At 22.5% G+C, this 26,703-nt stretch carries 29 protein-coding genes and 2 pseudogenes; 17 read left to right on the forward strand and 14 right to left on the reverse strand.

What is annotated here, in order from left to right; genetic code table 4:
* Position 1: 1 nt before the first annotated feature.
* On the forward strand, positions 2-655 hold the full coding sequence (locus AAHH39_RS12335) for a hypothetical protein (RefSeq protein ID WP_342218288.1): 654 nt from the start codon (positions 2-4) through the stop codon (positions 653-655).
* 75 nt (positions 656-730) lie between these two features.
* On the opposite strand, the gene AAHH39_RS12340 is transcribed toward AAHH39_RS12335, so the two are convergent.
* Positions 731-1,969 carry an IS256 family transposase gene (locus AAHH39_RS12340; protein ID WP_342219300.1) on the reverse strand — a complete coding sequence of 413 codons (1,239 nt, stop codon included), beginning with the start codon at positions 1,967-1,969 and terminating at the stop codon, positions 731-733.
* Between the two features lie 248 nt (positions 1,970-2,217).
* Between AAHH39_RS12340 and AAHH39_RS12345 the strand changes: the two genes are divergently transcribed.
* Genes AAHH39_RS12345 through AAHH39_RS12360 form a run of 4 tightly spaced genes read left to right on the forward strand, consistent with a single transcriptional unit; the run spans position 2,218 to position 3,310 of the window.
* Positions 2,218-2,406, forward strand: coding sequence for a hypothetical protein (locus AAHH39_RS12345; protein WP_338956672.1), 189 nt, complete (start codon positions 2,218-2,220; stop codon positions 2,404-2,406).
* 18 nt (positions 2,407-2,424) lie between these two features.
* Complete coding sequence (locus AAHH39_RS12350; protein WP_338956674.1) at positions 2,425-2,613, forward strand: hypothetical protein; 189 nt, start codon at positions 2,425-2,427, stop codon at positions 2,611-2,613.
* 16 nt (positions 2,614-2,629) lie between these two features.
* The gene (locus tag AAHH39_RS12355) at positions 2,630-3,007 is read left to right on the forward strand and encodes a hypothetical protein (RefSeq protein WP_286641354.1); all 378 of its coding nucleotides are present in this window, start codon (positions 2,630-2,632) and stop codon (positions 3,005-3,007) included.
* 18 nt (positions 3,008-3,025) lie between these two features.
* Complete coding sequence (locus AAHH39_RS12360) at positions 3,026-3,310, forward strand: hypothetical protein (protein ID WP_342218289.1); 285 nt, start codon at positions 3,026-3,028, stop codon at positions 3,308-3,310.
* Here AAHH39_RS12360 and AAHH39_RS12365 read toward each other — a convergent pair.
* On the reverse strand, positions 3,297-4,535 hold the full coding sequence (locus tag AAHH39_RS12365) for an IS256 family transposase (RefSeq protein WP_342219300.1): 1,239 nt from the start codon (positions 4,533-4,535) through the stop codon (positions 3,297-3,299). The two genes, AAHH39_RS12360 and AAHH39_RS12365, sit on opposite strands and share 14 nt — an antisense overlap.
* 202 nt (positions 4,536-4,737) lie before the next feature.
* Between AAHH39_RS12365 and AAHH39_RS12370 the strand changes: the two genes are divergently transcribed.
* The 5 genes from AAHH39_RS12370 (at position 4,738) to AAHH39_RS12390 (ending at position 10,515) form a co-directional block, all read left to right on the forward strand.
* Positions 4,738-5,592, forward strand: a complete 855-nt coding sequence (locus AAHH39_RS12370; RefSeq protein ID WP_342218290.1) for a hypothetical protein — start codon at positions 4,738-4,740, stop codon at positions 5,590-5,592.
* A gap of 14 nt (positions 5,593-5,606) precedes the next feature.
* On the forward strand, positions 5,607-7,154 hold the full coding sequence (locus AAHH39_RS12375; protein WP_342218291.1) for a hypothetical protein: 1,548 nt from the start codon (positions 5,607-5,609) through the stop codon (positions 7,152-7,154).
* Between the two features lie 15 nt (positions 7,155-7,169).
* Positions 7,170-7,475: a hypothetical protein gene (locus AAHH39_RS12380; protein WP_342218292.1), complete on the forward strand. Its 306-nt coding sequence runs from the start codon at positions 7,170-7,172 to the stop codon at positions 7,473-7,475.
* A gap of 3 nt (positions 7,476-7,478) precedes the next feature.
* Positions 7,479-9,752: a hypothetical protein gene (locus tag AAHH39_RS12385; RefSeq protein ID WP_342218293.1), complete on the forward strand. Its 2,274-nt coding sequence runs from the start codon at positions 7,479-7,481 to the stop codon at positions 9,750-9,752.
* Between the two features lie 151 nt (positions 9,753-9,903).
* A complete protein-coding gene (locus AAHH39_RS12390; RefSeq protein ID WP_342218294.1) occupies positions 9,904-10,515 on the forward strand; it encodes a hypothetical protein in 612 nt (203 codons plus the stop codon).
* A gap of 335 nt (positions 10,516-10,850) precedes the next feature.
* Here AAHH39_RS12390 and AAHH39_RS12395 read toward each other — a convergent pair whose 3' ends face one another.
* Positions 10,851-12,008, reverse strand: coding sequence for an Mbov_0401 family ICE element transposase-like protein (locus AAHH39_RS12395; RefSeq protein ID WP_342218295.1), 1,158 nt, complete (start codon positions 12,006-12,008; stop codon positions 10,851-10,853).
* A 292-nt stretch (positions 12,009-12,300) separates the two neighbouring features.
* On the opposite strand from AAHH39_RS12395, the gene AAHH39_RS12400 reads away from it, so the two are divergent.
* Together AAHH39_RS12400 and AAHH39_RS12405 are read left to right on the forward strand one after the other, a co-directional pair.
* The gene (locus AAHH39_RS12400) at positions 12,301-12,600 is read left to right on the forward strand and encodes a hypothetical protein (RefSeq protein WP_342218296.1); all 300 of its coding nucleotides are present in this window, start codon (positions 12,301-12,303) and stop codon (positions 12,598-12,600) included.
* An 18-nt stretch (positions 12,601-12,618) separates the two neighbouring features.
* Positions 12,619-12,900, forward strand: coding sequence for a hypothetical protein (locus AAHH39_RS12405; RefSeq protein WP_342218297.1), 282 nt, complete (start codon positions 12,619-12,621; stop codon positions 12,898-12,900).
* Here the strand turns inward: AAHH39_RS12405 and AAHH39_RS12410 are convergent, their stop codons facing one another.
* The 3 genes and pseudogenes from AAHH39_RS12410 to AAHH39_RS13590 all read right to left on the reverse strand — a co-directional run.
* Complete coding sequence (locus AAHH39_RS12410) at positions 12,901-14,931, reverse strand: hypothetical protein (protein WP_342218298.1); 2,031 nt, start codon at positions 14,929-14,931, stop codon at positions 12,901-12,903. It lies immediately after the preceding gene.
* Positions 14,932-14,947: 16 nt separating this feature from the next.
* Positions 14,948-15,988 carry a hypothetical protein gene (locus AAHH39_RS12415; RefSeq protein WP_342218299.1) on the reverse strand — a complete coding sequence of 347 codons (1,041 nt, stop codon included), beginning with the start codon at positions 15,986-15,988 and terminating at the stop codon, positions 14,948-14,950.
* A gap of 15 nt (positions 15,989-16,003) precedes the next feature.
* Positions 16,004-16,123: pseudogene (locus tag AAHH39_RS13590) on the reverse strand (IS30 family transposase); the annotation flags it as partial.
* 236 nt (positions 16,124-16,359) lie between these two features.
* Here AAHH39_RS13590 and AAHH39_RS12420 point away from each other — a divergent pair.
* Positions 16,360-16,677 (forward strand): annotated as a pseudogene (locus AAHH39_RS12420) (helix-turn-helix domain-containing protein); the annotation flags it as partial.
* Positions 16,678-16,688: 11 nt separating this feature from the next.
* Here AAHH39_RS12420 and AAHH39_RS12425 read toward each other — a convergent pair.
* The 4 genes from AAHH39_RS12425 to AAHH39_RS12440 form a co-directional block, all read right to left on the reverse strand.
* Positions 16,689-17,633: an IS30 family transposase gene (locus AAHH39_RS12425; RefSeq protein WP_342218087.1), complete on the reverse strand. Its 945-nt coding sequence runs from the start codon at positions 17,631-17,633 to the stop codon at positions 16,689-16,691.
* A 154-nt stretch (positions 17,634-17,787) separates the two neighbouring features.
* Positions 17,788-18,195, reverse strand: a complete 408-nt coding sequence (rpsI, locus tag AAHH39_RS12430) for a 30S ribosomal protein S9 (protein ID WP_286641209.1) — start codon at positions 18,193-18,195, stop codon at positions 17,788-17,790.
* A 6-nt stretch (positions 18,196-18,201) separates the two neighbouring features.
* Entirely contained in the window at positions 18,202-18,642 is a 441-nt protein-coding gene (gene rplM, locus AAHH39_RS12435) for a 50S ribosomal protein L13 (protein ID WP_342218301.1), read from the reverse strand.
* Positions 18,643-19,114: 472 nt separating this feature from the next.
* Positions 19,115-19,765, reverse strand: a complete 651-nt coding sequence (locus tag AAHH39_RS12440) for a hypothetical protein (protein WP_342218302.1) — start codon at positions 19,763-19,765, stop codon at positions 19,115-19,117.
* 366 nt (positions 19,766-20,131) lie between these two features.
* On the opposite strand from AAHH39_RS12440, the gene AAHH39_RS12445 reads away from it, so the two are divergent.
* On the forward strand, positions 20,132-21,058 hold the full coding sequence (locus AAHH39_RS12445) for a transposase-like zinc-binding domain-containing protein (protein ID WP_342218303.1): 927 nt from the start codon (positions 20,132-20,134) through the stop codon (positions 21,056-21,058).
* 273 nt (positions 21,059-21,331) lie between these two features.
* Here AAHH39_RS12445 and AAHH39_RS12450 read toward each other — a convergent pair whose 3' ends face one another.
* Together AAHH39_RS12450 and AAHH39_RS12455 are read right to left on the reverse strand one after the other, a co-directional pair.
* Positions 21,332-21,454, reverse strand: coding sequence for a hypothetical protein (locus tag AAHH39_RS12450; protein WP_342218304.1), 123 nt, complete (start codon positions 21,452-21,454; stop codon positions 21,332-21,334).
* Between the two features lie 15 nt (positions 21,455-21,469).
* The gene (locus tag AAHH39_RS12455) at positions 21,470-22,000 is read right to left on the reverse strand and encodes a UPF0236 family transposase-like protein (protein WP_342218305.1); all 531 of its coding nucleotides are present in this window, start codon (positions 21,998-22,000) and stop codon (positions 21,470-21,472) included.
* Positions 22,001-22,190: 190 nt separating this feature from the next.
* On the opposite strand from AAHH39_RS12455, the gene AAHH39_RS12460 reads away from it, so the two are divergent.
* The gene (locus AAHH39_RS12460) at positions 22,191-22,511 is read left to right on the forward strand and encodes a hypothetical protein (protein WP_342218306.1); all 321 of its coding nucleotides are present in this window, start codon (positions 22,191-22,193) and stop codon (positions 22,509-22,511) included.
* 217 nt (positions 22,512-22,728) lie between these two features.
* The gene (locus tag AAHH39_RS12465) at positions 22,729-23,673 is read left to right on the forward strand and encodes an IS30 family transposase (RefSeq protein ID WP_342218307.1); all 945 of its coding nucleotides are present in this window, start codon (positions 22,729-22,731) and stop codon (positions 23,671-23,673) included.
* Here AAHH39_RS12465 and AAHH39_RS12470 read toward each other — a convergent pair.
* Entirely contained in the window at positions 23,665-24,405 is a 741-nt protein-coding gene (locus AAHH39_RS12470; RefSeq protein ID WP_342218308.1) for a hypothetical protein, read from the reverse strand. The two genes, AAHH39_RS12465 and AAHH39_RS12470, sit on opposite strands and share 9 nt — an antisense overlap.
* Positions 24,406-24,886: 481 nt before the next feature.
* On the opposite strand from AAHH39_RS12470, the gene AAHH39_RS12475 reads away from it, so the two are divergent.
* A complete protein-coding gene (locus tag AAHH39_RS12475) occupies positions 24,887-26,125 on the forward strand; it encodes an IS256 family transposase (RefSeq protein ID WP_342219358.1) in 1,239 nt (412 codons plus the stop codon).
* On the opposite strand, the gene AAHH39_RS12480 is transcribed toward AAHH39_RS12475, so the two are convergent.
* Positions 26,112-26,510, reverse strand: coding sequence for a hypothetical protein (locus tag AAHH39_RS12480; RefSeq protein ID WP_342218309.1), 399 nt, complete (start codon positions 26,508-26,510; stop codon positions 26,112-26,114). The two genes, AAHH39_RS12475 and AAHH39_RS12480, sit on opposite strands and share 14 nt — an antisense overlap.
* Positions 26,511-26,703 lie beyond the last annotated feature (193 nt).

The following is a 26,703-nucleotide window of genomic DNA, read 5'->3' on the forward strand; positions in this document are numbered from 1 at the left end:
AATGCCAAGTATAGAAAATACACAATCAAATTATACTTTAACTAAATTAATAAGAACTGGTATAAGCCCAATTTGTGCAATGATAGGTACAAGTGCTTATTATGGTCAAGTAATAGATAATTCAATATTGGGTTCAATTAATAGTTTATTATTTGGTAAAAAATTAGGTTTAGATATATGAAATTTAAATCAAAGACCAAATACTAAAACTAAATTAATTAATAGTTCTAAAAAAATCTTATTAGGTTTAGGAACAATTGGATTAGCAAATTATAGTAAATGAACTGAAAATAATATTAATCCTATTATTCCAACAACACCAATTCCAGTAACTACTACAACTACAACAGAAGGTCCTCCATGATTACTATTAAATAAACAAGAAAATCAGTCATTAATGGATTGAGATACATATATTAGTTTAAATGCTTATGGTATTTCAAATCTTATTAGTGGAATTCTAGAATTAATACCTAATAAATTTGAAACAATAAGAAAAATTTGTAATATGGCTACTGGTGGTGGTTTAATTTCAAGTGGTGTTGCAATGGGGATAAATAATGATTTTAATAATGCTTATGCAGTACCTACCATAATTGCTGGTGCAAGTGAAATTATCCATAATTATTACCTATGGAAAGAAAATTTGATGTAGAAATGCAAGAAACTAGTTTTACAAATGAAATAGCGAGGCTTTTTAGAAATCTGTGTATCTTTGTTTTACAAAGTACTAGTTCAGATTAATTCTGTCTTCAAATTTTATCATAAAATGAGCAATTGCTGTATTTCAATTTTGAATAGGCAATGTTCATTTTTTTGTTATATTTTCAATTGCTAAATAAAATATTTTAAAAACTGACATATCATTAGGAAAAGCTTTTTTGTTTCTAATAACTTTTCGTAATTGACTATTAACAGATTCAATAGCATTTGTTGTATAAATTACTCTTTTGATTTCTGCAGGATAACTAATAAAAATCATCAAATTTTCTCAATTTTTATATCAAGATTTAGCAATTTGGGGATATTGTTTATTTCATTTACTTTCAAATGATTCTAAAGCTTGCATTGCTTGTTCTTCACTACATGCACTATAAATTGGTTTTAAATCTGTAACTAGAGTTTTTCGATGTTTGTATGAAACATATTTTAAACTATTTCGAATTTGATGAACAATGCATAATTGATGTTCTGTTTTAGGATAAACTGCTTGTATTGCTTCTGACATGCCTGTTAAATTATCACTACAAGCAATCAAAATATCATTTAAGCCTCGATTTTTCATTTCTGTGAAATTAGCTAATCAAAATTTAGCACCTTCATTTTCACTAATTCATAAGCCTAAAACATCTTTTTTACCTTCTAAATCAACTCCTAATGCTATATAAACTGATTTATTAATAATCCGTTTATCTTGTCGAACTTTAACTACTATACAATCAAAATAAACAATCGGATAAATGCTTTCTAATGGTCGATTTTGTCATGTTTTGACATCATCAATAACATCATCAGTAATTTGACTAATAACACTTTCACTAATATCAGCACCATGATATAACTCTTGTAACTGCATTCTAATGTCAGATAGAGTCATACCTTTTGCATATAGTGAAAGCACTTGTTGATCAAAACCATCAAATCTTCGCTGTCTTTTTGCAACTATTACAGGAGTAAAATCACTATTGCGATCTCTTGGTACATCAATCTCAATTTTACCTTGTTGAGTTATTAATTTTTTTGAACTTGTACCATTACGAGCATTTTCAGTATTACTATGTTGATTTTTTTCATATCCTAAATAATTTTGCATTTCAGAATTCAACATTTTTTCAACTAAACGTTTTGTTAATTCTTTATATAAACCCCCTTCTTTAAAAACTGTTGTTAAATCTTCAGTATTTTCTAATAATAAATCTACTGCTTTTGATATTGGATCATTATTATTAATATTTTGTTTTTTAGCCATCTGTAACTCACTCTTTCTAGTCATTTAATTATATTTACTAGAATTAATTAAACATAGTTATTTTTGTAAGTTACACAGATTACTAAACATTGCCGAAATAGCACATTTAATTAATAATGATAATAGATTTTCAATTAATAGTGAAACAACTAGTCAATATGGTAGTGATAATATGAGTGAAGTTAATGTTAATGCAAATTTAGAATTTGATGAAAATTATTATCATTTATAAAAAGGAGAATATTAAAATGAAATATGCTTATTTATTAAAATATAAAACTAATTATGGAATTGAAACAAAATATAAATTATTTTCTACAATTGAAAATGCTATTAATTTTCATAGAAATTATAAACATCATATATTAGAAAATGCTTATATTCAGGATTATCAAATATTAGTAATGGAATTAGATACAAATCAAAAAATTAATTAATGAAAGGAAAATATTGAAATGAAAGAATTTATACATGAATTAATTATTATTGGAACAAGCGTTGGAACATTAATTTGTCGAGAAATTATTGTTTTATTAAAAAGATTTATCACAACTCCAAAACATGTTAGAGCAAATAACAAAATTATTAAACATCAAAAAAAATTAGCAAAGTTAAATGAAAAGATTAATAAAGAAAATAAATAAAAAAGTGGTGATGTAAATGTTAGAAAATGAAAATAATGTTCAACAAACAACTGAACCTTTAACTGAAAATAATGCTTCTTCACAAGAAATAGAAAATAAAGTTAATGAAGCAGAAAATAAGTTAAATAAACTTAATCAAGAAATTAAAGAAAAAGAAATGATTAATATATTTAAAAAATATCAAGTTAAAACTGAATTTTATGATTATTTAAAATTTAAAACAAGTAATATAGAAAATTCAAAAATTGAAGAAACTATTAAAAAAATGATTAAAGAACAACCGGTATTTAAACAAACAATTAATACAGGTGGCAATAAACAAATAATTATTAATAATAAAACAAATGATAAAGAAAATTTTTTAATTAATTATAAAAAGAAAAATTATTTATAAACGAAAGGAAGAAATAAAATGTCAGTACCATTTAATCAAAATTTAGACAATACAGAGAGATTAGTAGAAGCACCAGAATTTATAGAGTTTTTTAAAATTTCAAATAGTCCATGGGCAAACTTTTTTCCTACTGAAATTGTTGACTCAGTAAATATTGAGTTTATTGTTAAAAAACCAAAAAAACCGGAAGTAAAAATTATTGCTTGGGATGATAAAAGTAAAAGATATGAATTACCATATGTTGATACGAGGCTTTTTAGAAATCTGTGTATCTTTGTTTTACAAAGTACTAGTTCAGATTAATTCTGTCTTCAAATTTTATCATAAAATGAGCAATTGCTGTATTTCAATTTTGAATAGGCAATGTTCATTTTTTTGTTATATTTTCAATTGCTAAATAAAATATTTTAAAAACTGACATATCATTAGGAAAAGCTTTTTTGTTTCTAATAACTTTTCGTAATTGACTATTAACAGATTCAATAGCATTTGTTGTATAAATTACTCTTTTGATTTCTGCAGGATAACTAATAAAAATCATCAAATTTTCTCAATTTTTATATCAAGATTTAGCAATTTGGGGATATTGTTTATTTCATTTACTTTCAAATGATTCTAAAGCTTGCATTGCTTGTTCTTCACTACATGCACTATAAATTGGTTTTAAATCTGTAACTAGAGTTTTTCGATGTTTGTATGAAACATATTTTAAACTATTTCGAATTTGATGAACAATGCATAATTGATGTTCTGTTTTAGGATAAACTGCTTGTATTGCTTCTGACATGCCTGTTAAATTATCACTACAAGCAATCAAAATATCATTTAAGCCTCGATTTTTCATTTCTGTGAAATTAGCTAATCAAAATTTAGCACCTTCATTTTCACTAATTCATAAGCCTAAAACATCTTTTTTACCTTCTAAATCAACTCCTAATGCTATATAAACTGATTTATTAATAATCCGTTTATCTTGTCGAACTTTAACTACTATACAATCAAAATAAACAATCGGATAAATGCTTTCTAATGGTCGATTTTGTCATGTTTTGACATCATCAATAACATCATCAGTAATTTGACTAATAACACTTTCACTAATATCAGCACCATGATATAACTCTTGTAACTGCATTCTAATGTCAGATAGAGTCATACCTTTTGCATATAGTGAAAGCACTTGTTGATCAAAACCATCAAATCTTCGCTGTCTTTTTGCAACTATTACAGGAGTAAAATCACTATTGCGATCTCTTGGTACATCAATCTCAATTTTACCTTGTTGAGTTATTAATTTTTTTGAACTTGTACCATTACGAGCATTTTCAGTATTACTATGTTGATTTTTTTCATATCCTAAATAATTTTGCATTTCAGAATTCAACATTTTTTCAACTAAACGTTTTGTTAATTCTTTATATAAACCCCCTTCTTTAAAAACTGTTGTTAAATCTTCAGTATTTTCTAATAATAAATCTACTGCTTTTGATATTGGATCATTATTATTAATATTTTGTTTTTTAGCCATCTGTAACTCACTCTTTCTAGTCATTTAATTATATTTACTAGAATTAATTAAACATAGTTATTTTTGTAAGTTACACAGATTACTAAACATTGCCGTTGATACAGATAAAATTAGTAAAAAAATAACTAAAAAATATCTTGCAGGAGAAATTATTGCAGATGTAGATTTAAAAGCAAATAATGGACAAAATTTATTAGATAGTATGCAATATGAAGTTGCAAATGATTTAGCAGATAAATTGGCAATTGATGATACACAAGCAATTGCAAAATTTGCTACTAAAATCGATATTGAAGATACAACACCAGTAGACTATTTAAAATCGATGTTATCTGCTTGAAATACTTTGTTTCAATTTAGAAATATTGCAAATAGTAAATTTTTTATTACTAATGGTCTTTATGATAGTTTAGTTTATTTAGCAGATAATAAAGGTTTAATTACCGATAATCAGTTGGCACAACAATTACGTTTAAATGGAAATAATTTATATGTAAAAGGCGTATTATGTGAAATCGTTCTTGATGACTATATGATTTTTACTAATGATAAAAATGAACAACAATTAATGACCTTTGTTTTAGCAACACCAAGAGCGATGAAAAGATACATGATAGAAAATACAGTTATTTATGTAGATTTTATTAAAGATGCTAAAGCAGGAAGAGCATATAAAGTTGCTGGTGAAGTTGTTGGAGAAGCAATCCCATATATTTCTAATAATGAAACAACATCAAGATGAATGTTATGTGGAGTTATTAAAACAGAAAAAAATGATTTAAAAACTAAAATTACAGTTTTAACAACAAATATTACTGCAAATGTTAATAACAATAACAATGAATTAAATACAGAAATAAAAAGTACTAATGAATTTAAAACATTAAATCCTAATTTAACAAATCCAACTATTAAATATTTTAGTGATGCACAAGGAAAAACTAATGTAAGTAATCAAAAACAAAAAGTAGGTGACTTATATATAACTATTACTGCAAATGTTAATGACTTAAATTATAAAGGAACAACAAATCCAATTAAAATAACTCTTAAATAAAGGAAATTAATATCATGCCAATTGGTACAACTAGTACAGCAATACTTTTAAACATAAATAAACCAAAACATACTAGAACAAGTAACCAACAAGAAAATAAAAGTTTTTGATGAGAAATTTTAGAAATGATTGGTGTACAAGTAATAGCAGTAGCACTTGCTCCTTTTACTGGTGGTTTAAGTGAAAGTATAGCACTTGGATTAGGTGCAAGTGATTTAATTGCTAGTATTAGTGCTGTTGGTGTAGAGTTTTTAACTGATTTTACTATTAATCAAGTTTATGATTATTTAAAAGGAAATGTAACACCATTAAATACTTTTTTTAATATATTACCTGCATTTGTTGGAATTAATAAAATTAGTCGTGGTTATCGTACTACTAAATTTATTAAGTTAGCACAAAAAACTAAAACATTAGAACAAATTGGTGTTAAAGAAGCAAAAAATTTACAAGAAATTATTAGTCAAGTAAGTGGAAAAGAAATTTTAACAGATAAAATCATTGGTAATAAACGTTATTTATTTAATTATAGTTTGGCACCTAATCGTGAAACAATAACACAAAATTTAGGTTATGTTGCTGAAAAACAATTTAAAAATAATTTTAAATCTTTAAAATCACAACAAATAAAAGAATATTTATCATTACAAAATACATTAATAAAATTAAGTCCACAATTAACTCCAAAGTTTAAAATTAAAGATATTGAAAAAGCAAATAACTTTTTAAAAAAATATAATACTGAATTAAAAGAAGTATTAAAAATGAACCAACATGATTGATTAAATTTAGTTCATACAATACATACAGAGAATAGATATGGAAAAACTTTAATTTTAGATTTACAAAAAATTCGTGCTAATGCTATTAAATTTAATTTTAAAAATAGTTCAATTCATAAAATTGTTTTAAATGCAAATAAAATTTTTAAGTATTTTGATATTAGATTTTATTTAAAAAAAGGTTTAAATAAATTTTGAAAAGATACACCATATTTTGAAAAATTACGAGAAAGTATATATAAATTACAAGAAAAATTTGAAAAATTAGAAAAACAAGCATTTGAAAAAATTAATAAATTAAAAGAAAAAGCAACAGATTTATTTACTAGTGCAGAAAAAAGAGCAATTAAACATGCACAATTAATTCCACTAAATTCACCAGTATTTATGGGTTGTAAAATTCAACCTTTATCATTAGACAAATGTGCAATTACTATTTATCATCGTAATCCTAAGTATAAACCAATTACAGTTGTTGATAGTATTCTTAAAGCAAAAACTTTTGTTACTCAAATACATCCATTTCATTGATATCGTTGATATAGTGGTTGATACATTGGTTATGGTGTTAATCGTAATAAATGATTAAAAGCAATAGCATTTGCTCCACCAGTGGTGCAACAAGTAATTAGAGATAGTTTTAAAGTATATAGAGAAATATTTTTTAATTATGTAGAAAAGTATGGATGACCAAAAATTATTCATCAATTTACACTTAAAATATTATTTTTAATTAAAAATTTGTTAAAAGTAACATTATTTAGTGTAAAAATTCTCTAAAAATAACACTTTATCATGTATCATTACTTTTCTACAAAATTAAAGGAAATATTTAGAACTATTAGAACTTATCATAAAGTAGTAAATGTTATTAATAATCCTATTGAAAATATTAATAAATCATTTAAAAGTGTTGGTTTAAAATTTTCAGTTAATACTTTATTTGGTACTGGACTATTACATCATTTAGAAAAATTTGCATATAGTCAAGTTGTAGAAAAAGGTAAGAAAAAATTACAAAAAGAAATTATCCATATATCACATAGGAAAACTAAAACAAAAACTAAACATTATAAAAAAGCATTTTTTAAGGAATGATAAATTATGATTAATAAACTTTGAACTGATGTCAGTCTTGAAAATTATAATAACTGATATCCATTAACTGGAAAAATTACAGAAACTCCACAGCAATATATACAAACATGACCAAATGTTAATGATTGATTTACAACTTTTGCTATTCGCGCTCAAAATGATATTAATGCTTATCTTGATTTTATTTTATCTAAATTTCCTTTTGATAGTTTTAAAGATGAATTAATTAAAGAAACATTAAGAGATATGGTTTATGTAATGGTTGAACATTGAGTATTTAATCGTACACCAATTGAATTTAATGTTGATGCTACTATTCAATTCAATAATGGTACATCATTTAATGCAAGTAGTATTCCTACAATTAATGTTTGAGATTTAGCACCAAGTAGAATGAAAATATGAGCAAGATTAACAGAATTAAAACAAGTATTTTCAAATTATAATCAAGATGAAATAGATATTGAAAAAATTGACTTAAAAGTATTTTATACTAGAAATCAAGTTGATGAATTAATTAAAGAACAAAAAGAATTTACATTATCAAAACAAATAAAATTATATGATGATTTAGTTAATGATAACGAAAATGAGATATATAGGGGTCGTGTTACAAACTTTATAAATAAAGGTTATGTTGCAACTGATTATGACCCAAAAACTGAAACAATGATTTTAGATTGACCTGATGAAATTGGTACATTACCACCAGAAGCATTACAAAATAATCCACAAATTGGTGATTTTACTCATGCTGCGACTGCTGACTTTTCTGCTAAACAACAAAAAAGAATTACTACTAATGAAAATAGTATTAAATTATTAGAAAATAAAGTTGATATTAATAAACAAAATATTGATGATATTAAAAATAATTGATTTAATATTGAAACTAGTCCTTTATGAAAAAAAGTTAAAAATGAAAATATTAAAACAGATATATGATATATTATTGATTGAACATATTATTTTATCGATAGTAAACAACTTATTATAAGTAATAATAAATTAACTAAATCTAATATAAGAATTACTAATCATCAAATAGAAAATAGACAAATAATAATTGAAAAAATTGATGTTAATATTGACAAAGTAATGTTATTATATGATGATAATTTAATAAAATTTATTGTTGCTAATAGCACAAAAAAGTATACACCAATAATTCATAATATATATCAATATCAAGGTACTGGAACACCAACTGAATTTATAGCAGAAGAAAATACTGAACGTGATTATTACACAAAACTAGAAACTAATAATTTATTAGATAAAAAACAAGATAAATTAATTGCAGGTGCTAATATAACTATTGATGAAAATAATAAAATTAGTGCTAGTGGTGGTAAAATCGATTTAACTGATTATTATAAAAAAGAAGAAGTAGATAAAAAATTAGAAGACACAGAAAAAAAGTTTCCAGTAGCATTTCAATTGAATGCTGTAAGTCAAGAAATCCCTAATTTAGAAACTATTAATAAAACTGTTGCTGGTGCTATTAATGAAAATAAAGCAAATATTGATAAAAAACAAGATAAAGAAATATGAAAAGTAATAAGTAAAAGTAAAAATAATCGTGAATGAGATACGTTTGAAATTAATTTTAATACTGTATATAGAGTAATTATAACATTAGATAGATTACCAGTAAATCAAGCAAATATAAAGCATAAAGTAGAATTTAAAACTGGTAATTATTTAGGTGGAGATTATTTACTTGCAAAATTTAAAATTAAAGATGAAGATGTAATATTAACTTTAACTGTTAGAGAAAGTAGTTTTAATTGTAGTTTATATTTAAAAGGTGGAGATATTAATTATGGTGCTATTCTTTTATTAGAAGAATTACAAAATACAATTAAAGTTGATGTTACACCAAAATTAAAAATTAATTCAAAAAGTTTAGAAACAAATGAAGTTGAAGAAAATTGTTGAGATATTGAATTACCAAATAATCCAACACCAAGTCCAAATAATCAACAATGAAAAGATGTAGGAACAAGAGAAAAAAATAAATGAGATAATTGACAAATTACTTATGATTTTATAGTTAATAAACATTATAGAGTTTATTATTCTTGAAGTATATATAATCCAGTTTATACTATTCAAGAATTTATTATAACGGATAACAAAATTGCTGGTGTACCAATACAAACCTTTAATGATAGTGTTAATATAGTAATTTTATCAGTTCAACATGCAAAATTAATTACTATTTATAGTGGAAAAGGTAATTTAAAAGGTAATGTATGAAAATTAGAAGAATTATAGGAATAATATTATGTTTTTTAAAATTATAAAAATTATTTTAGGTTTAATTGGAGTAATTCTATCATCAGCAACTGCTGGTTTAATTATATTCATTATTGTAAAAATTATATTAAAAATTAATCAAATATTTTAAAGAAAGGTGGTGAATATTATGTTAAGTCTATTTAAAAGAAAAGAAAAAAGTAATATTAGTGATAATCAAAATGAAAAAGTAAAATTTTTAACTAATAAAAATAAAAGTACTCATGCTTCAATTTTAAATTATTTTGGTTTTAATGATTTTAATCATGAAACTTATTTTACTGATTTTGTAGCAGAAAATAATGCTAATTTATATAATGCTCCATTAGAAATAAATAATGAAACCATTAAACAATATTTAATTCAACAAGAATTTTATAGAAAAAATTGAAATTCTATTTTTAAATTAAGTAAATTAGGAATTAGTGGTTATTTAATTTATATTGCAAATGATGATCTATATTTTCAATTAGTAGATATACAACAAAGAATTTATGATATTACTGGTAAATTAATTCAATGTACTATTTTTTATGATAGTTATCAACAAAATGCACAAACTGTAAGATTATTTGAAATTTATACACTAAATAATGAACAAGTAACTATTAATCGTGCAATTTATAGTATTAATGATACTAAAAAACAAACTAAATTAGATTTTAAATCATACATTAATAATCCTAATTTATCACAAGAACAAGGGACGGTAACAAAAACGGAGGATATAATTACTTTTTAAACATTTCTTTAAAATTATAGACAAGAAATAATTGTAATTATATGCAATTGTAAGTAAATATTACTACTAAATTAAATTAATTTCAATTAAAATACAAATATTAAAAAATCAATAAGAAAATTTAATATAAATACACAACAAAAATTCTTATTAACTTTTAATTTAATAAGTTTTTAATATTTTAATAAAAATAAAAATTTTGATTATGTTTTAGAATTTACAAGATTACACTTAAAAATAACCATTTTAATATAAATATCTATGCTATATGTTCTATTACCAAGCATTTCCTTTAATTTTGTAGAAAAGTAATGATACATGATAAAGTGTTATTTTTAGAGAATTTTTACACTAAATAATGTTACTTTTAACAAATTTTTAATTAAAAATAATATTTTAAGTGTAAATTGATGAATAATTTTTGGTCATCCATACTTTTCTACAAAATTAAAAAGCATTTCTTTTAAAATATATCAAATATTACTTTCAGCAAAAGTACCAATATTTCATTTTGCACCTTGATTTTCAATACCTTGTTTATTATTTTTAAAATATTGTTTTTTTAATTTTTTATGATTTTTTAATATTTCATTCATATACTTTATTAATTCATCATATTGACCATTTTCAATAAAATTTCTACAAGTATTATATTCTTCAAAATATTTTCCCTTGTTTCCAGCAATAATTCCTACATACAACTTTTTAACTAAATGGAATTTATCTAAAACAAATTGTGCACCTAAATAATCAGCAACATCTTTAATTCACTCTGCACTATCTCCACAAATAATGATTTTTGCTTGGTCAAAATTTTCAAAAAATCTATTTCCTTGTTCTAAAATAAATTCAGCAGTTTTTTGAACTCCAATTTTAGTTTTTGTTGGTCTTATTATTACATCTACTCTTTTATTAACTAATTTATGATTAACATTATCTGTACAAAATAATACTAAACGCATTGAATATTTACCAGAATTTCGTTTAAATTTTCAAAACTTACGATGTCCATCATCAATGCTAATATAAATAAATTGATTTGGTTCTAATTTTATTTTAGGAACATCTAATTTACTAACTTGATATTCTTGAAATATTCTTCCAACACTTGTTGTACTAAATTTTGTTTGTTTCATAGTATGTAAAATATCAACATATTTTTTTCCATCTGCAAAATGTTCAATAACATTATTTTTTATATCTTGACAAGTTCTTTTATATTTAGGTAATTGCAATTTTTCATCTAATAAACAAACAGGAACTCATTTTTTTAATTGTTCATCATAATATTTATAATCACGACATTTATAAGTAACAAGACCATTGATAGTATTTCTAGTTCTTGTTTTAATTTTAACTGGAATATATTTTCTATCTCTTTCTTTTAAGATTCTTCAATCTGTTTTTTCTCATTGATTTTTTATATCCTCTTTAAATGATTGATACATTCTTTTAGTTGCTTCTTTTAAAGTTCATAAGTAATTAAAACTCATATTTTTTCTCCTAACTTTTTTTAAATTTTAAATTTATTGTAAATATATTTAAAAAATTAATTTACTTTTTTATTATAAACATATATAAGTGTAATTTAAAATTAAATCAAAAATTTTTAAAAAACGACTTTCATATTTTCCATATAATAAACAAGTTGAATATCATTAATAGTATAGGTATCACAAAATAAACGCCTTTTATTTAGAGGTTATTTTTCATTTAAAAGCATACTTGTAAAAATAATCAAAAATAGTACAATTTAAAAGTAAAATTAAGAAATAAGGAGAATTTATGAGTAAAAAAAGAAGCAAAGTTCGAAAAAAAGTAAAAAATAAGCAAAAACAATTTAAAATGATGAATGATAATTTTGATGAAGATGTAATTTGTCAAAGAAAAGGATGCAATATTGTATCAGATAATATTGTTCAATTAAGAGTTGACGAAAAAAAAGTAACCAATGTTTTTTTATGTAAAGAACATGCAGATGAACTTGAATATGAGTTAGCACCTGAATGGTTAGAAGAAATTAGAAAAGAATTAAAAAATGATGATGAAATTGATAATGTAGAATTGTTAGTAAATTATTTATAATAAAGGAGTAAAAAAAATATGAAAACATGAATAAAAACAAATTTAAGTAAAATAACATTAGCATTAGCACTAACTGGTGCTACAACTGGGACAATAGGATTAATCATGGGGGGGGTGCTTACCCATAATATGGAAAATTCTTATTTAAAACCAAACGGTGAAAGAATATATGGTGATACGACTATTTGATGAAATAAATGATATAGTCCTGATATAACTGATTTATATTTTTCAAAAGTTAAACAACATGATGAAGATGTAAAATGAGATGGTACTTACACAGATGATTATTTTGAATAATTAAATTTCTAAGTTAATATAAGAAATATTTTCATTATATTTATCAAATAAATTAATATTTTTTAAATCAATTTCTTGTTTATCTGTTATTAAAATAAAATCATAATTTCCAGCACCAAATATTCCACTAATTTCAATCCTATTTAAGTTATTAATAGGATTTTTAATTTGCAATTCAAATTCATTTTTATTATCAATTTGTAATATTTCTTCATAAAATTCTAATTTTGAAAATAATTGAGATTTATTTGTACCATATAAACTTAAAGCATTTTCAATTTTAGATTTTTCAATAATTGCTCTTGTAAAATATTTTCCATATTCACCATTTGCTAATGTTCAATCAGCAGGAATTAATGATGGAATATTATTGCTTTCTAATTCATTTGTAATAGATAATCAATTAAATTGGTTATCATCTAGTTTAAATAATTCATTTTGACTAATATCATTATTTTTCAATTTAATATTATTAATATCAGTAAAATCAAAATATTCAGATTTTAATATAACCTTTATATCTTTATATTGTCAAAAATCATTTTTACTAGGTTTTATTGGACTTGATTTTAATTCAAAATAATAAGGTAACAAAATTTTATTATCATCATTTAAACCTTTGTTTATTGATAAAGTTGAATAAATATATTTTGATAACATAATAAATACTTTTTTAAATATTTTAACTTGTAATAAGTTAACATAATTTGGATAATCTAACTCTCATTGCCTAAATAAATTAGTAATTATTTCATCTGGTTTTTGTCCTGAAAATGTATCACGTAATTCTGCCATTTTATTTCTAGGTTTACCTTTATCATCATATAAAGCACCTTCAAAATTTCTATTATAGTTATAAGTATAACTTAGCATATCTAATAAAAGTTGTTGTAAACTATCATTAGTTGGTGCATCTTTAATTTCAATTTCAATATCATCAAATCTATTATTAGTTGCAACATATTGATAAAATTGACTTTCACCTACAAAATCTCAAACCTCTTTATCTTTTAATTCTTTTTGACTTTTTAGTGGTCATTTACCACCTAAAACATTACTAAATTCATATCCTAATCAAGCATGTGTAACTCTTGCGTTTTTAATAACTTCTCTTCTTGTTATATTACCACTACTAATTTTAATTAAATCTAAAACTGATTTTTCTTGTCCTATAAATTGTTTTGCTAAATTTCATGGTAATATTTGTTTACTAAATCATTGTTGTAATATTCTAACTTTTGGTTGAGTTTCAATAGGCATTGATAACAGCGGAAATGCTATCTTATCTTTAACAAATAACTTTGGGTATACTTCCATATTGTCAACTTCACCAAGTACCTTTATATTGCCGAAAATCATGCTTCTAGGGGCTTTAATTTTTAAACCAATTACTTTTGTATCTTTATCTAATGGTTTTTGTAATTTAATAATAATTGGATAACCATCTCTTGTTTTAAAATCTTTAATTTTAATAATAGTAATACTTTTAGTACTTCTTGTTTTTGGATTTTGATAAGGTTGAGAATAATTATTAATGATATATAAATTATCAATATTATTTTCAGTTAATGGTTCATTTATACTAACTGCATATAACTTAAATTGATTTAATAAATTTATTTCTTGAAATATTAAATTTTTAATATCAGTCATACTATATTCAATAGTATTATCATTAATATTTGTGCTAGCTCTTTGATTTAATTGCATATTAAAGTCTGATGTTTCAACAGCAGTAGTTTTTAATACTTTTTCAATATCAATAAAACCTATTTTAATAGTATTTGCTGAAAATTTTAAACTATTATTTTCATTATTTTTAAATAAACGTTCAATTTCATAAATATATATAGTTCTTTTTTTAAATTCATCATATGCTCTATTAATATCTGGGTCACTAGTAGCCCCCATCATATTTGTAAAATCATATGGAATATTATCAATTAAATAATCATTTTCTACTTCTGCTTGATTAAGTTTAGTTTGCTTCTGTGGAAATTTCGTTTGTGGTTTGTTGTCTTTGCTGTCCATTGTTATCTCCTATTAATTAGTTATTTTCGGGGTTAAATAATTTTAATTTAACTGTTAAATTATTAATTTCTTGTTCATCATTAATATTAAATGTTTTACTATTTAATAAATCTTTATCTAAACGTACTAATATTTGAATAAATTTAAGAATATCAATATTAAATTGCCATAATTTTTGTTCAATATAATTAATGGTTGAAATATTTACAGCTGTACTTTCGGGAACTGATTGTTGTGCAGATTTCTTTTGACTTGGTATATGAATACCACAACGTTTAAATATTTCATTAACATTTCAATCATATATATCAGTTAAGTTCTTACCTTTAAAATTACTATTTGTCATATTGATATTTTCGTTTTGTTCATTATTATCTCCACCACTTTTAAATATGTAGTTTTTAGTAACCAAAGTTTTTACTGCTTCTTCTAATGTTGATTGAACATTACCATAAGTTTGACTAAATATAAATTTAGGTGAATTTAAAATGGTATCTAAAACAATTTGTTCATAAATAACATCTAATGCTTTAATTTTATCCATTACTTTATTACAATCTGTTAATTCATTTGCTTTATTTCGCATAATTGCTATTGGAATATAATTAATATTTAGTGTTTGTTCTTGCTCTAAATTTGGATTATTAATGTATGATTTAAAAGGTAATGGAAATTGTTTTTTATTATCACTAATACTATAAATTGCACGGTTAATTGTTACTTGTTCATTATTTAATGTATAAATTTCAAATAATCTTACCATTTGTGCATTTTGTTCATAACTATCATAAAAAATAGTACATTGAATTAATTTACCAGTAATATCATAAACTCTTTGTTGTATATCCACTACTTGAAAATATAAGTCATCATTAGCAATATAAATTAAATAACCACTAATTCCTAATTTACTTAATTTAAAAATAGAATTTCAATTTTTTCTATAAAATTCTTGTTGAATTAAATATTGTTTAATAGTTTCATTATTTATTTCTAATGGAGCATTATATAAATTAGCATTATTTTCCTTTAATTTTGTAGAAAAGTAATGATACATGATAAAGTGTTATTTTTAGAGAATTTTTACACTAAATAATGTTATTTTTAACAAATTTTTAATTAAAAATAATATTTTAAGTGTAAATTGATGAATAATTTTTGGTCATCCATACTTTTCTACATAATTAAAATTATTTTCTGCTACAAAATCAGTAAAATAAGTTTCATGATTAAAATCATTAAAACCAAAATAATTTAAAATAGAAGCATGAGTACTTTTATTTTTATTAGTTAAAAATTTTACTTTTTCATTTTGATTATCACTAATATTACTTTTATCTTTTCCTGAATTGTAAAATTAAAAAGGACACTTATATAAAAATTAAATTGTGTTAATTCTATAATTAAGAAAAGAAAGGAATTAGCACAATGTATAAGTATCTGACTATTGAATCAATAATAGCAATAAAAGAATATAAAAGTTATGGATTTTCGATTCGTAAAATAGCAAAAGCCATTGATTATAGTAAATCAACTGTACATAGAGTTTGTAGATTATTAAATCAAAACTTATTGCCATTAGAAATATTGAATAAAATTCAAAAAAATAAACAAAATGCAGGTAGAAAATTAATAATTTTAACTTTAATAGAAATTAATACTATTAATCATTTGTTAATTACTAAAAATTATGCTCTTGATATAATTGCTAATTTTTTAAAGGAAACCTGAATTGTAAATATAAATGGGACAGTTTTTTAAAATAATTGTATTAAATCTATTGGTCTTTTATAAGATAGTGATTTTCTGGGTGTAGAATTAATTTGAAATGCTATAGTATTTAAATCTTTTTGTTTATATGAAGATAGATCTGTAGATTTTGGTAAATATCTTCTTAAAATACCATTATTATTTTCATTTAAACCTCTTTGACAAGGTTTACCAGGATCTGCAAAATAAATCTTAACATTACAATTTTTTTCGATTAATTTTCATTTACTAAATTCTTTACCACGATCAAAAGTAATAGTTTTAACTGTTCCTTTTTGTAACTTTGAAATAAATTTTATTATACTTTTTGTAATATTTTCTGATTTATTATTTTTAGTTGCTAAAGGAATTGTGGTTTTTGATCATATATCAGCTAAAGTAATAATAGAACTTTTATGATCTTTACCAATGATAGTATCACCCTCTAAATGACCAAATTCTTCTATATTTTTAATATTAGGAATGATTAAATTTCTTTCATGAATAGACTTACAATTATTAATTCTGCCCCTAGTTTCTTTTTGTTTGTGAGGTTTATTTTTTCCTTTTCTCAATAAGTTATTTTCATCAAAACCCATTCGATTTGTTTTAAACATGTTATATAAAGTTTTTGTTGAAATACTTTTTGTTTTATTTTCCTTTAAAAAATTAGCAATTATATCAAGAGCATAATTTTTAGTAATTAACAAATGATTAATAGTATTAATTTCTATTAAAGTTAAAATTATTAATTTTCTACCTGCATTTTGTTTATTTTTTTGAATTTTATTCAATATTTCTAATGGTAATAAGTTTTGATTTAATAATCTACAAACTCTATGTACAGTTGATTTACTATAATCAATGGCTTTTGCTATTTTACGAATCGAAAATCCATAACTTTTATATTCTTTTATTGCTATTATTGATTCAATAGTCAGATACTTATACATTGTGCTAATTCCTTTCTTTTCTTAATTATAGAATTAACACAATTTAATTTTTATATAAGTGTCCTTTTTAATTTTACAATTCAGGAAACTGTCCCATTTATATTTACAATTCAGGTTTAATAAAAAAAGAGTCTCAGACTCTTTTTTTATTATATTAACGTTTTGAAAATTGTGGTGCTTTTCTGGCTGCTTTTAAACCATATTTTTTACGTTCTTTTTTACGTGCATCACGAGTTAATAATCCAAATTGTCTTAATAATGCTCGATAATCTTCTGACACCTTAACTAAAACATTAGATAAAGCTAAACGTGCTGCACCAGCTTGACCAGTTCTTCCACCGCCTTCAACTTTGATATTAATATCAAAGTTTTCTAACGTATTAGTTACTTTTAAAGGCAATAACATATCTTGAACTAAGATTTCTTGTTCTAAATATTTTAAAGGCTCAAAACCATTAATTAATATTTTTGATTGACCAGTATTTTTTAAATGAACACGGGCAGTTGACGTTTTACGTCCGCCTGAACTTGAATAAGTTACGGGTTTATTAGATGTTGTCATAAAAGTTTACTCCTCTTGGCCTAATATTAAAACTTCAGGGTTTTGGGCTTGATGTTGATGTTGATCATGGTTATAAACATGAAGATGTGTAAATTGCTTACGACCTAAGGTAGTATTTGGTAGCATACCCTTAATCGCTATCTCTAATAATTCAGAAGCATCTTTAGCAATCATACTTTGTGCATTACGTACACGTAATCCACTAGGATATTGTGAATGGTTATAGTACTTCTTATCTTGTAATTTATTACCTGTTAATTTAATTTTGTTTGCATTAATAATGATGATATAATCTCCACAATCTAAATGTGGTGTAAATGAAGGTTTATTTTTACCACGCAATATCATTGCAACTAAAGTTGCAAGACGTCCTAAAATTAAACCACTGGCATCAATAACATATCATTTTTTTTCAATGTTACTGAAACTCATTGTTGTTTGACGCATTTTTTTCTCCTTACAGTGTAATTTTTACCGGGACTACATTGCTTAAAGCATTAATAATTATATAGAAACTTATTTAAAAAAACAAGTATTATCAAAGATTTAATAATTATTTTTACACAAAATTATACATTACAAAATAAATAATTAAAACTTAAAACTAACTCTTATAAAAATATTTATTTTTTAAAATAATTACCATTAAACATTTTTTTATTGTATATTAATTTTTTCAGTTATAAACTTAAATTAAGGCTTATCTAAAATACATTTTAGATAAGCCTTAATGGACGTATGAGATTAATGGATAGAAAGGGACAACTAGAACAATAAACTGATGTACTTTTATTTTTTGTTAATTTAATTATATCATAAAATACATAAATGTTTAAAAATATAATGACAAAATTACATTTAAACAACACAAAAATTCTAATCTTAAAATTAGATTTTAAAAATATGAAGTTTTAATTTATTAAGTACTATTCATATAACTTCTAGCATTTAAATAATTTGCTTTTGCTATTAACATATTATTTAATGTTTGATAATTATATATTTTTGCTCCATTAGTTAAAGATTTTAAAAAATGATAAACATCACTTTCTGCAGAACATCCAATATTTCATGAAGCATTTTGATTTACAATACCATGAGCATTATTTTTAAAATAATTATAAGTTTTAGTATTAACATTAAGTTTTAAAAAATCAAGTAATTTATTACAATTACCACTTGAAAAAGTAGTTGAAGAATCTAAAAATTTTTTTCAGTCATGAGATTCTTTTTTCTTACCACGAACTCCAACAAAAGATTTTCATAAATAACTAAATGCATGAAACTTATCTAAAATATAATAACATCCTAATCAACTAGCCATTGCTTTAATTCATAATGCACAATCACCAGCAACTACTAAATTATAATTATGATACTCTCATTGAACACCTAATATATTTAATTTAATATCATAATGATTAAGAATAGTTTGTGTTGTAAATTGATATAATTCATGTTGATTTAAACCATTGTTAACTTTAAATAATAAAAATGCAGTTGTTTTATTTTGCAATTTATTTCTATATGAATAAATTTCCTTTAATTTTGTAGAAAAGTAATGATACATGATAAAGTGTTATTTTTAGAGAATTTTTACACTAAATAATGTTACTTTTAACAAATTTTTAATTAAAAATAATATTTTAAGTGTAAATTGATGAATAATTTTTGGTCATCCATACTTTTCTACATAATTAAAATAAATTTCTTTTTTCCCTAGATTAAAAGTTAAAATTCTACAACAATATTGCTGTTTTAAACCATTTTCATCTCAACAAGTAATAAAAGCATCATCTGCACATATATTTAATTTTTGATTAAATAATACTTTATGTTTTTGTTCCTTTAATTTTGTAGAAAAGTAGTGGTATTAGTAAAATTAGCAAAAATATATTTTTATATGGTATTTTTAATATTAAAGAGGTGATTTTAAATGAATAAAAATACAGTAAAAGAAATTTTAAATAATTTGTCTGATAAAGATTTTATTGAGATTTTTAGAGAAAATAAAACTAGAATTAAACAAATTGAGAAAAAAGAAAAATTTGAAGCAGTCGAACAAAAATTCAAAGAGAAAGGGATTCAATGTCCAGATTGTAGTTCTTTTTTGTGTACTAAATATGGTAGTAAAGATTATAAGCAAAGATATAAATGTAAAAGTTGTAATATTACTTTTCATGCTTTTAAAAATCATTATTTTTATTGAAGTCATTTATCTCATGATCAATGAGATTTATTGATACAAATAGCTACTTTAGGTCAATCTGCTTACATTATTTCTCAATTTATTAATACTACAAATAAAACTGCCTGATTTAATCGTCAAAAATTTATGAAATCAACACAATTAGTAAAAACACAAAATCAATTTGTAAAATTAAAAGCTAGAATTGAAGTTGACGAAACTTTTATCAAAGAAATTCATAAAGGAAACTTTAAAGATCCAAATGATCCAAGAAACCAATGAATTGAAGAAAATGCTAAAGATTTAAATTGTTGTATTCAAATGGCAATTGATGAAAACCGAAATATCTATGCTCAAACAACAAATACTAAAAGATTAAATAAAAAATGAGTACAAGAAAACTTAACATCGAAACTTATCGAAGAAAATTCAATTATAGTTTGTGATATGCAAGTATTATATGATACAGTAGCTAAACAAACTAAATCCACTATCCAGCAGTTTAAATCAAAAGAAAATAAAGAATTAAATTATAAAAAATTAAGTAATGTCAGTAAAATACAATCAAGTTTAAAAGAATTTATTACTCATTACCATGGCATTGGATTTACCAATATTCAAAATTACCTCAATTTATGGAAATGAAAATATCAACACTACGGATTAACCCTTTAATTTTGTAGAAAAGTAATGATACATGATAAAGTGTTATTTTTAGAGAATTTTTACACTAAATAATGTTACTTTTAACAAATTTTTAATTAAAAATAATATTTTAAGTGTAAATTGATGAATAATTTTTGGTCATCCATACTTTTCTACATAATTAAAAGATTAACCCCTTATCAAAAATCCAATGTGTTATATTTCAGTTTGTAAAAAAAATAAATCCCAAAATTTAATAAAATCAAATTTTAAGTCAAGTTGATGACTTTTTTTATTTTACCACTACTTTTCTACAAAATTAAAATTTTGTTCTGGTATTAATTTTTCAATTTTTGCATTTTTAAAAATTCTTGAAATAAAATTTTTAGAAAAATACTTTAATTTTGTAGAAAAGTAATGATACATGATAAAGTGTTATTTTTAGAGAATTTTTACACTAAATAATGTTACTTTTAACAAATTTTTAATTAAAAATAATATTTTAAGTGTAAATTGATGAATAATTTTTGGTCATCCATACTTTTCTACATAATTAAAAGAAAAATAAGTATATTCATATTCTGCTTGAATATGTGTATATGTTTTTTTAGTTATTAAGTTATTAATTAAATTACTAAGTATTTTTAATTTTAAATCTTTCATAACTCTTGCACGTTTTTCAATATTAAATTCTTCATCTGTAAAATATCTAGTTCTTTTCTCTATATTATCTCAATATATTCTTCTATTAAAAGTTACAAATCCAATTTCAGTATTTACTGTTCTATTACGTTTTTTAGAAACTTTATATCTTTCTTTTTCTTCTGCAGTTCTATTTTGAAAAAAATTTTCATCTCAATCCTCGACTTCTTTGACAAAATATGATTTAATATCATTGATTTTATTGTTTAAATAATTTTGAAAATTAAATATTTTTCAACACCTTTCTATTGATTTTTTAACTCCAAGCATTGTATCAAATTTATTAATTTAATGTTGAAAAATATTTAGTTTCATAGTATAATATTAAAGAACGATAAAATTGATGATAATGATGTATTTCTATGTTTAACGTTTAAAGATAACTTTTATTAGTTATCTTTTCTTTTTTAATAAAATAATGTACAATAAAGAAAAATATAAATAGAAAAGGAAAATAAAAATGGATTATTTATTGTTAACTGAAATAAAAGAAGTAGATCCACCTATGACTGTATTTTATATTATGTTAATTCCTTTATCATTAGCATGAATGGCATTTGCTCTTCATTTAATTAATTTAGGATGAGAGTTATGTGAAAAAAATAATCCTTTTGGAATTGTATTGTTTACTATTTCTCTAAATATTATCGGTACTATTATTGGTGCTATGATTATGTATAAATCACAACATCCGGAATTTAAGTTTTGAAAAAGTTTAGGAAATAAAATTAAGAAAATGTTCAAATTTAAGAAAAGAAAAAATAAAAAAATAGCAGTATAATGCTATTTTTTGTTATAATTATATTATAAAAATTCAATAAAAAAGTATAGGGAGTAATTAATATAGTTCATAAGTTATTTTGAAAAGGTTAACTTAAAGATTATATTAATTATATCATAAATTTTTTTGTTTCCTGAATTGTAAAATTAAAAAGGACACTTATATAAAAATTAAATTGTGTTAATTCTATAATTAAGAAAAGAAAGGAATTAGCACAATGTATAAGTATCTGACTATTGAATCAATAATAGCAATAAAAGAATATAAAAGTTATGGATTTTCGATTCGTAAAATAGCAAAAGCCATTGATTATAGTAAATCAACTGTACATAGAGTTTGTAGATTATTAAATCAAAACTTATTACCATTAGAAATATTGAATAAAATTCAAAAAAATAAACAAAATGCAGGTAGAAAATTAATAATTTTAACTTTAATAGAAATTAATACTATTAATCATTTGTTAATTACTAAAAATTATGCTCTTGATATAATTGCTAATTTTTTAAAGGAAAATAAAATAAAAAGTATTTCAACAAAAACTTTATATAACATGTTTAAAACAAATCGAATGGGTTTTGATGAAAATAACTTATTGAGAAAAGGAAAAAATAAACCTCACAAACAAAAAGAAACTAGGGGCAGAATTAATAATTGTAAGTCTATTCATGAAAGAAATTTAATCATTCCTAATATTAAAAATATAGAAGAATTTGGTCATTTAGAGGGTGATACTATCATTGGTAAAGATCATAAAAGTTCTATTATTACTTTAGCTGATATATGATCAAAAACCACAATTCCTTTAGCAACTAAAAATAATAAATCAGAAAATATTACAAAAAGTATAATAAAATTTATTTCAAAGTTACAAAAAGGAACAGTTAAAACTATTACTTTTGATCGTGGTAAAGAATTTAGTAAATGAAAATTAATCGAAAAAAATTGTAATGTTAAGATTTATTTTGCAGATCCTAGTAAACCTTGTCAAAAAGGTTTAAATGAAAATAATAATGGTATTTTAAGAAGATATTTACCAAAATCTACAGATCTATCTTCATATAAACAAAAAGATTTAAATACTATAGCATTTCAAATTAATTCTACACCCAGAAAATCACTATCTTATAAAAGACCAATAGATTTAATACAATTATTTTAAAAAACTGTCCCATTTATATTTACAATTCAGGAATTTATTAATTTTTTGATCTTTTCGCTTAACTTTAAAATCTAAAATTGTTTCTTTGATATGATTTGAAATAGTGATAAATAAAATTAAGGGACGGTTAAAAAATAATCAACTAAAACAAATAATAATCATTAATATATTTAATATAAAATTAACAAAAAAAGTTGTGTAACCTAAAAATTCTAGTATAGTATTACCAATTAATCCACCAACAAGATAAGAGGGAAAGAAACTATCAATAGTTCAATTATTAAAGGAAATAGGTGATTTGAAAAATCCGTGATAATTATTAAAAATAGTTGAATTTCATCAAGATTGATAATAATCATTAATTAAATTAATATGAAATTTATTATTAAATCAAATATTATCATAACGACTAATAATAGTAATAGTTTCAATTGTTCAAGCGCAGCATATAATAGTAGTAATTATTGCTCAAACAAAGGAAGCTTTAAATTTAAAATAATAATTAAAACAAAGTGGAATTAAAGATATATATAATAATGTATAAATTAAATATTTGCTTCATCCAAATAAAAAAGAAAATATAAAGTCGTCTAAAAATTTACCAATTGGTAGTAGTCTTAATAAACTAAAAGTTATTAATAACAATAAAATTAGAGTACCTAATAAGATACCAATTTTATTATTATTACTATTTTTAATTTGTTTAATTTTAATATTTTTAAAATCTTTCATAATTTTAAACTCCTAACTTTTCTATTTTAAATTTATTGGTTGAGTGATTGTATAAAAATAATATCATATATAGGGGTGTTTGTTACTACTTACTAACCATTTTAATAAATATTATTATGATGTGAACTATTAGTAATTTTTAATTATTTTTTTTTAAAAATATACAATATATATAAATTAAAATATTATTAATATAAGGAGTAAAAAATGATATTTGAGTAATTTTATTTTGTATGTGTTTACTAGTGATAATTATATTGACAATTTCTTTAAATATTATTAGTACTTTAATTGATTATATGGTTATATATAATAAACAATATCCATAGTTTAAATCTTGAAAAAGAATAAAAAATAAATTAAAAGAGAAAAGTAAAAATTAAAGATGGCAATGTTTAGTAATCTGTGTAACTTACAAAAATAACTATGTTTAATTAATTCTAGTAAATATAATTAAATGACTAGAAAGAGTGAGTTACAGATGGCTAAAAAACAAAATATTAATAATAATGATCCAATATCAAAAGCAGTAGATTTATTATTAGAAAATACTGGAGATTTAACAACAGTTTTTAAAGAAGGGGGTTTATATAAAGAATTAACAAAACGTTTAGTTGAAAAAATGTTGAATTCTGAAATGCAAAATTATTTAGGATATGAAAAAAATCAACATAGTAATACTGAAAATGCTCGTAATGGTACAAGTTCAAAAAAATTAATAACTCAACAAGGTAAAATTGAGATTGATGTACCAAGAGATCGCAATAGTGATTTTACTCCTGTAATAGTTGCAAAAAGACAGTGAAGATTTGATGGTTTTGATCAACAAGTGCTTTCACTATATGCAAAAGGTATGACTCTATCTGACATTAGAATGCAGTTACAAGAGTTATATCATGGTGCTGATATTAGTGAAAGTGTTATTAGTCAAATTACTGATGATGTTATTGATGATGTCAAAACATGACAAAATCGACCATTAGAAAGCGTTTATCCGATTGTTTATTTTGATTGTATAGTAGTTAAAGTTCGACAAGATAAACGGATTATTAATAAATCAGTTTATATAGCATTAGGAGTTGATTTAGAAGGTAAAAAAGATGTTTTAGGCTTATGAATTAGTGAAAATGAAGGTGCTAAATTTTGATTAGCTAATTTCACAGAAATGAAAAATCGAGGCTTAAATGATATTTTGATTGCTTGTAGTGATAATTTAACAGGCATGTCAGAAGCAATACAAGCAGTTTATCCTAAAACAGAACATCAATTATGCATTGTTCATCAAATTCGAAATAGTTTAAAATATGTTTCATACAAACATCGAAAAACTCTAGTTACAGATTTAAAACCAATTTATAGTGCATGTAGTGAAGAACAAGCAATGCAAGCTTTAGAATCATTTGAAAGTAAATGAAATAAACAATATCCCCAAATTGCTAAATCTTGATATAAAAATTGAGAAAATTTGATGATTTTTATTAGTTATCCTGCAGAAATCAAAAGAGTAATTTATACAACAAATGCTATTGAATCTGTTAATAGTCAATTACGAAAAGTTATTAGAAACAAAAAAGCTTTTCCTAATGATATGTCAGTTTTTAAAATATTTTATTTAGCAATTGAAAATATAACAAAAAAATGAACATTGCCTATTCAAAATTGAAATACAGCAATTGTTCATTTTATGATAAAATTTGAAGACAGAATTAATCTGAACTAGTACTTTGTAAAACAAAGATACACAGATTTCTAAAAAGCCTCCTTCCTGATGTTTGTCCTTCTTTATCACTCTGAACTATTGTTAAACCTTTAGCAAGATCTACTTTTACTCAACCTTCTGGCATTTTTGATCCAACAGGCATTCATTTATATTCACTAGGAATTCATTGTCCTTTACTTTCATCTGATTTTTTATTTTTTTCTTGACAATCTTTTAATTGTTCTTCTAGTTCTTCTCTTTTTTCTTTACATTCTTTTAACTGTGCTTCTAGTTCTTTTCTTTTTTCTTTACATTCTTTTAAATCTTCTTCTAATTTTTTAACTTTATCTTCAAGACCTTCTAATTTTTTATTTTTTTCTCTACATGCTTTTAATTGTTCTTCCAATTCATCAATTTTATCTTCTAGTTCTTTAATTTTTTTTGATTTATCTAATGATTCTTTTACTGATTTTGCATAAAGACTACTTATTTCTTTTAATTATGTAGAAAAGTATGGATGACCAAAAATTATTCATCAATTTACACTTAAAATATTATTTTTAATTAAAAATTTGTTAAAAGTAACATTATTTAGTGTA

It is taken from the genome of Spiroplasma endosymbiont of Amphimallon solstitiale, from assembly GCF_964030965.1.
GTDB lineage: Bacteria > Bacillota_I > Bacilli_A > Mycoplasmatales > VBWQ01 > Spiroplasma_E.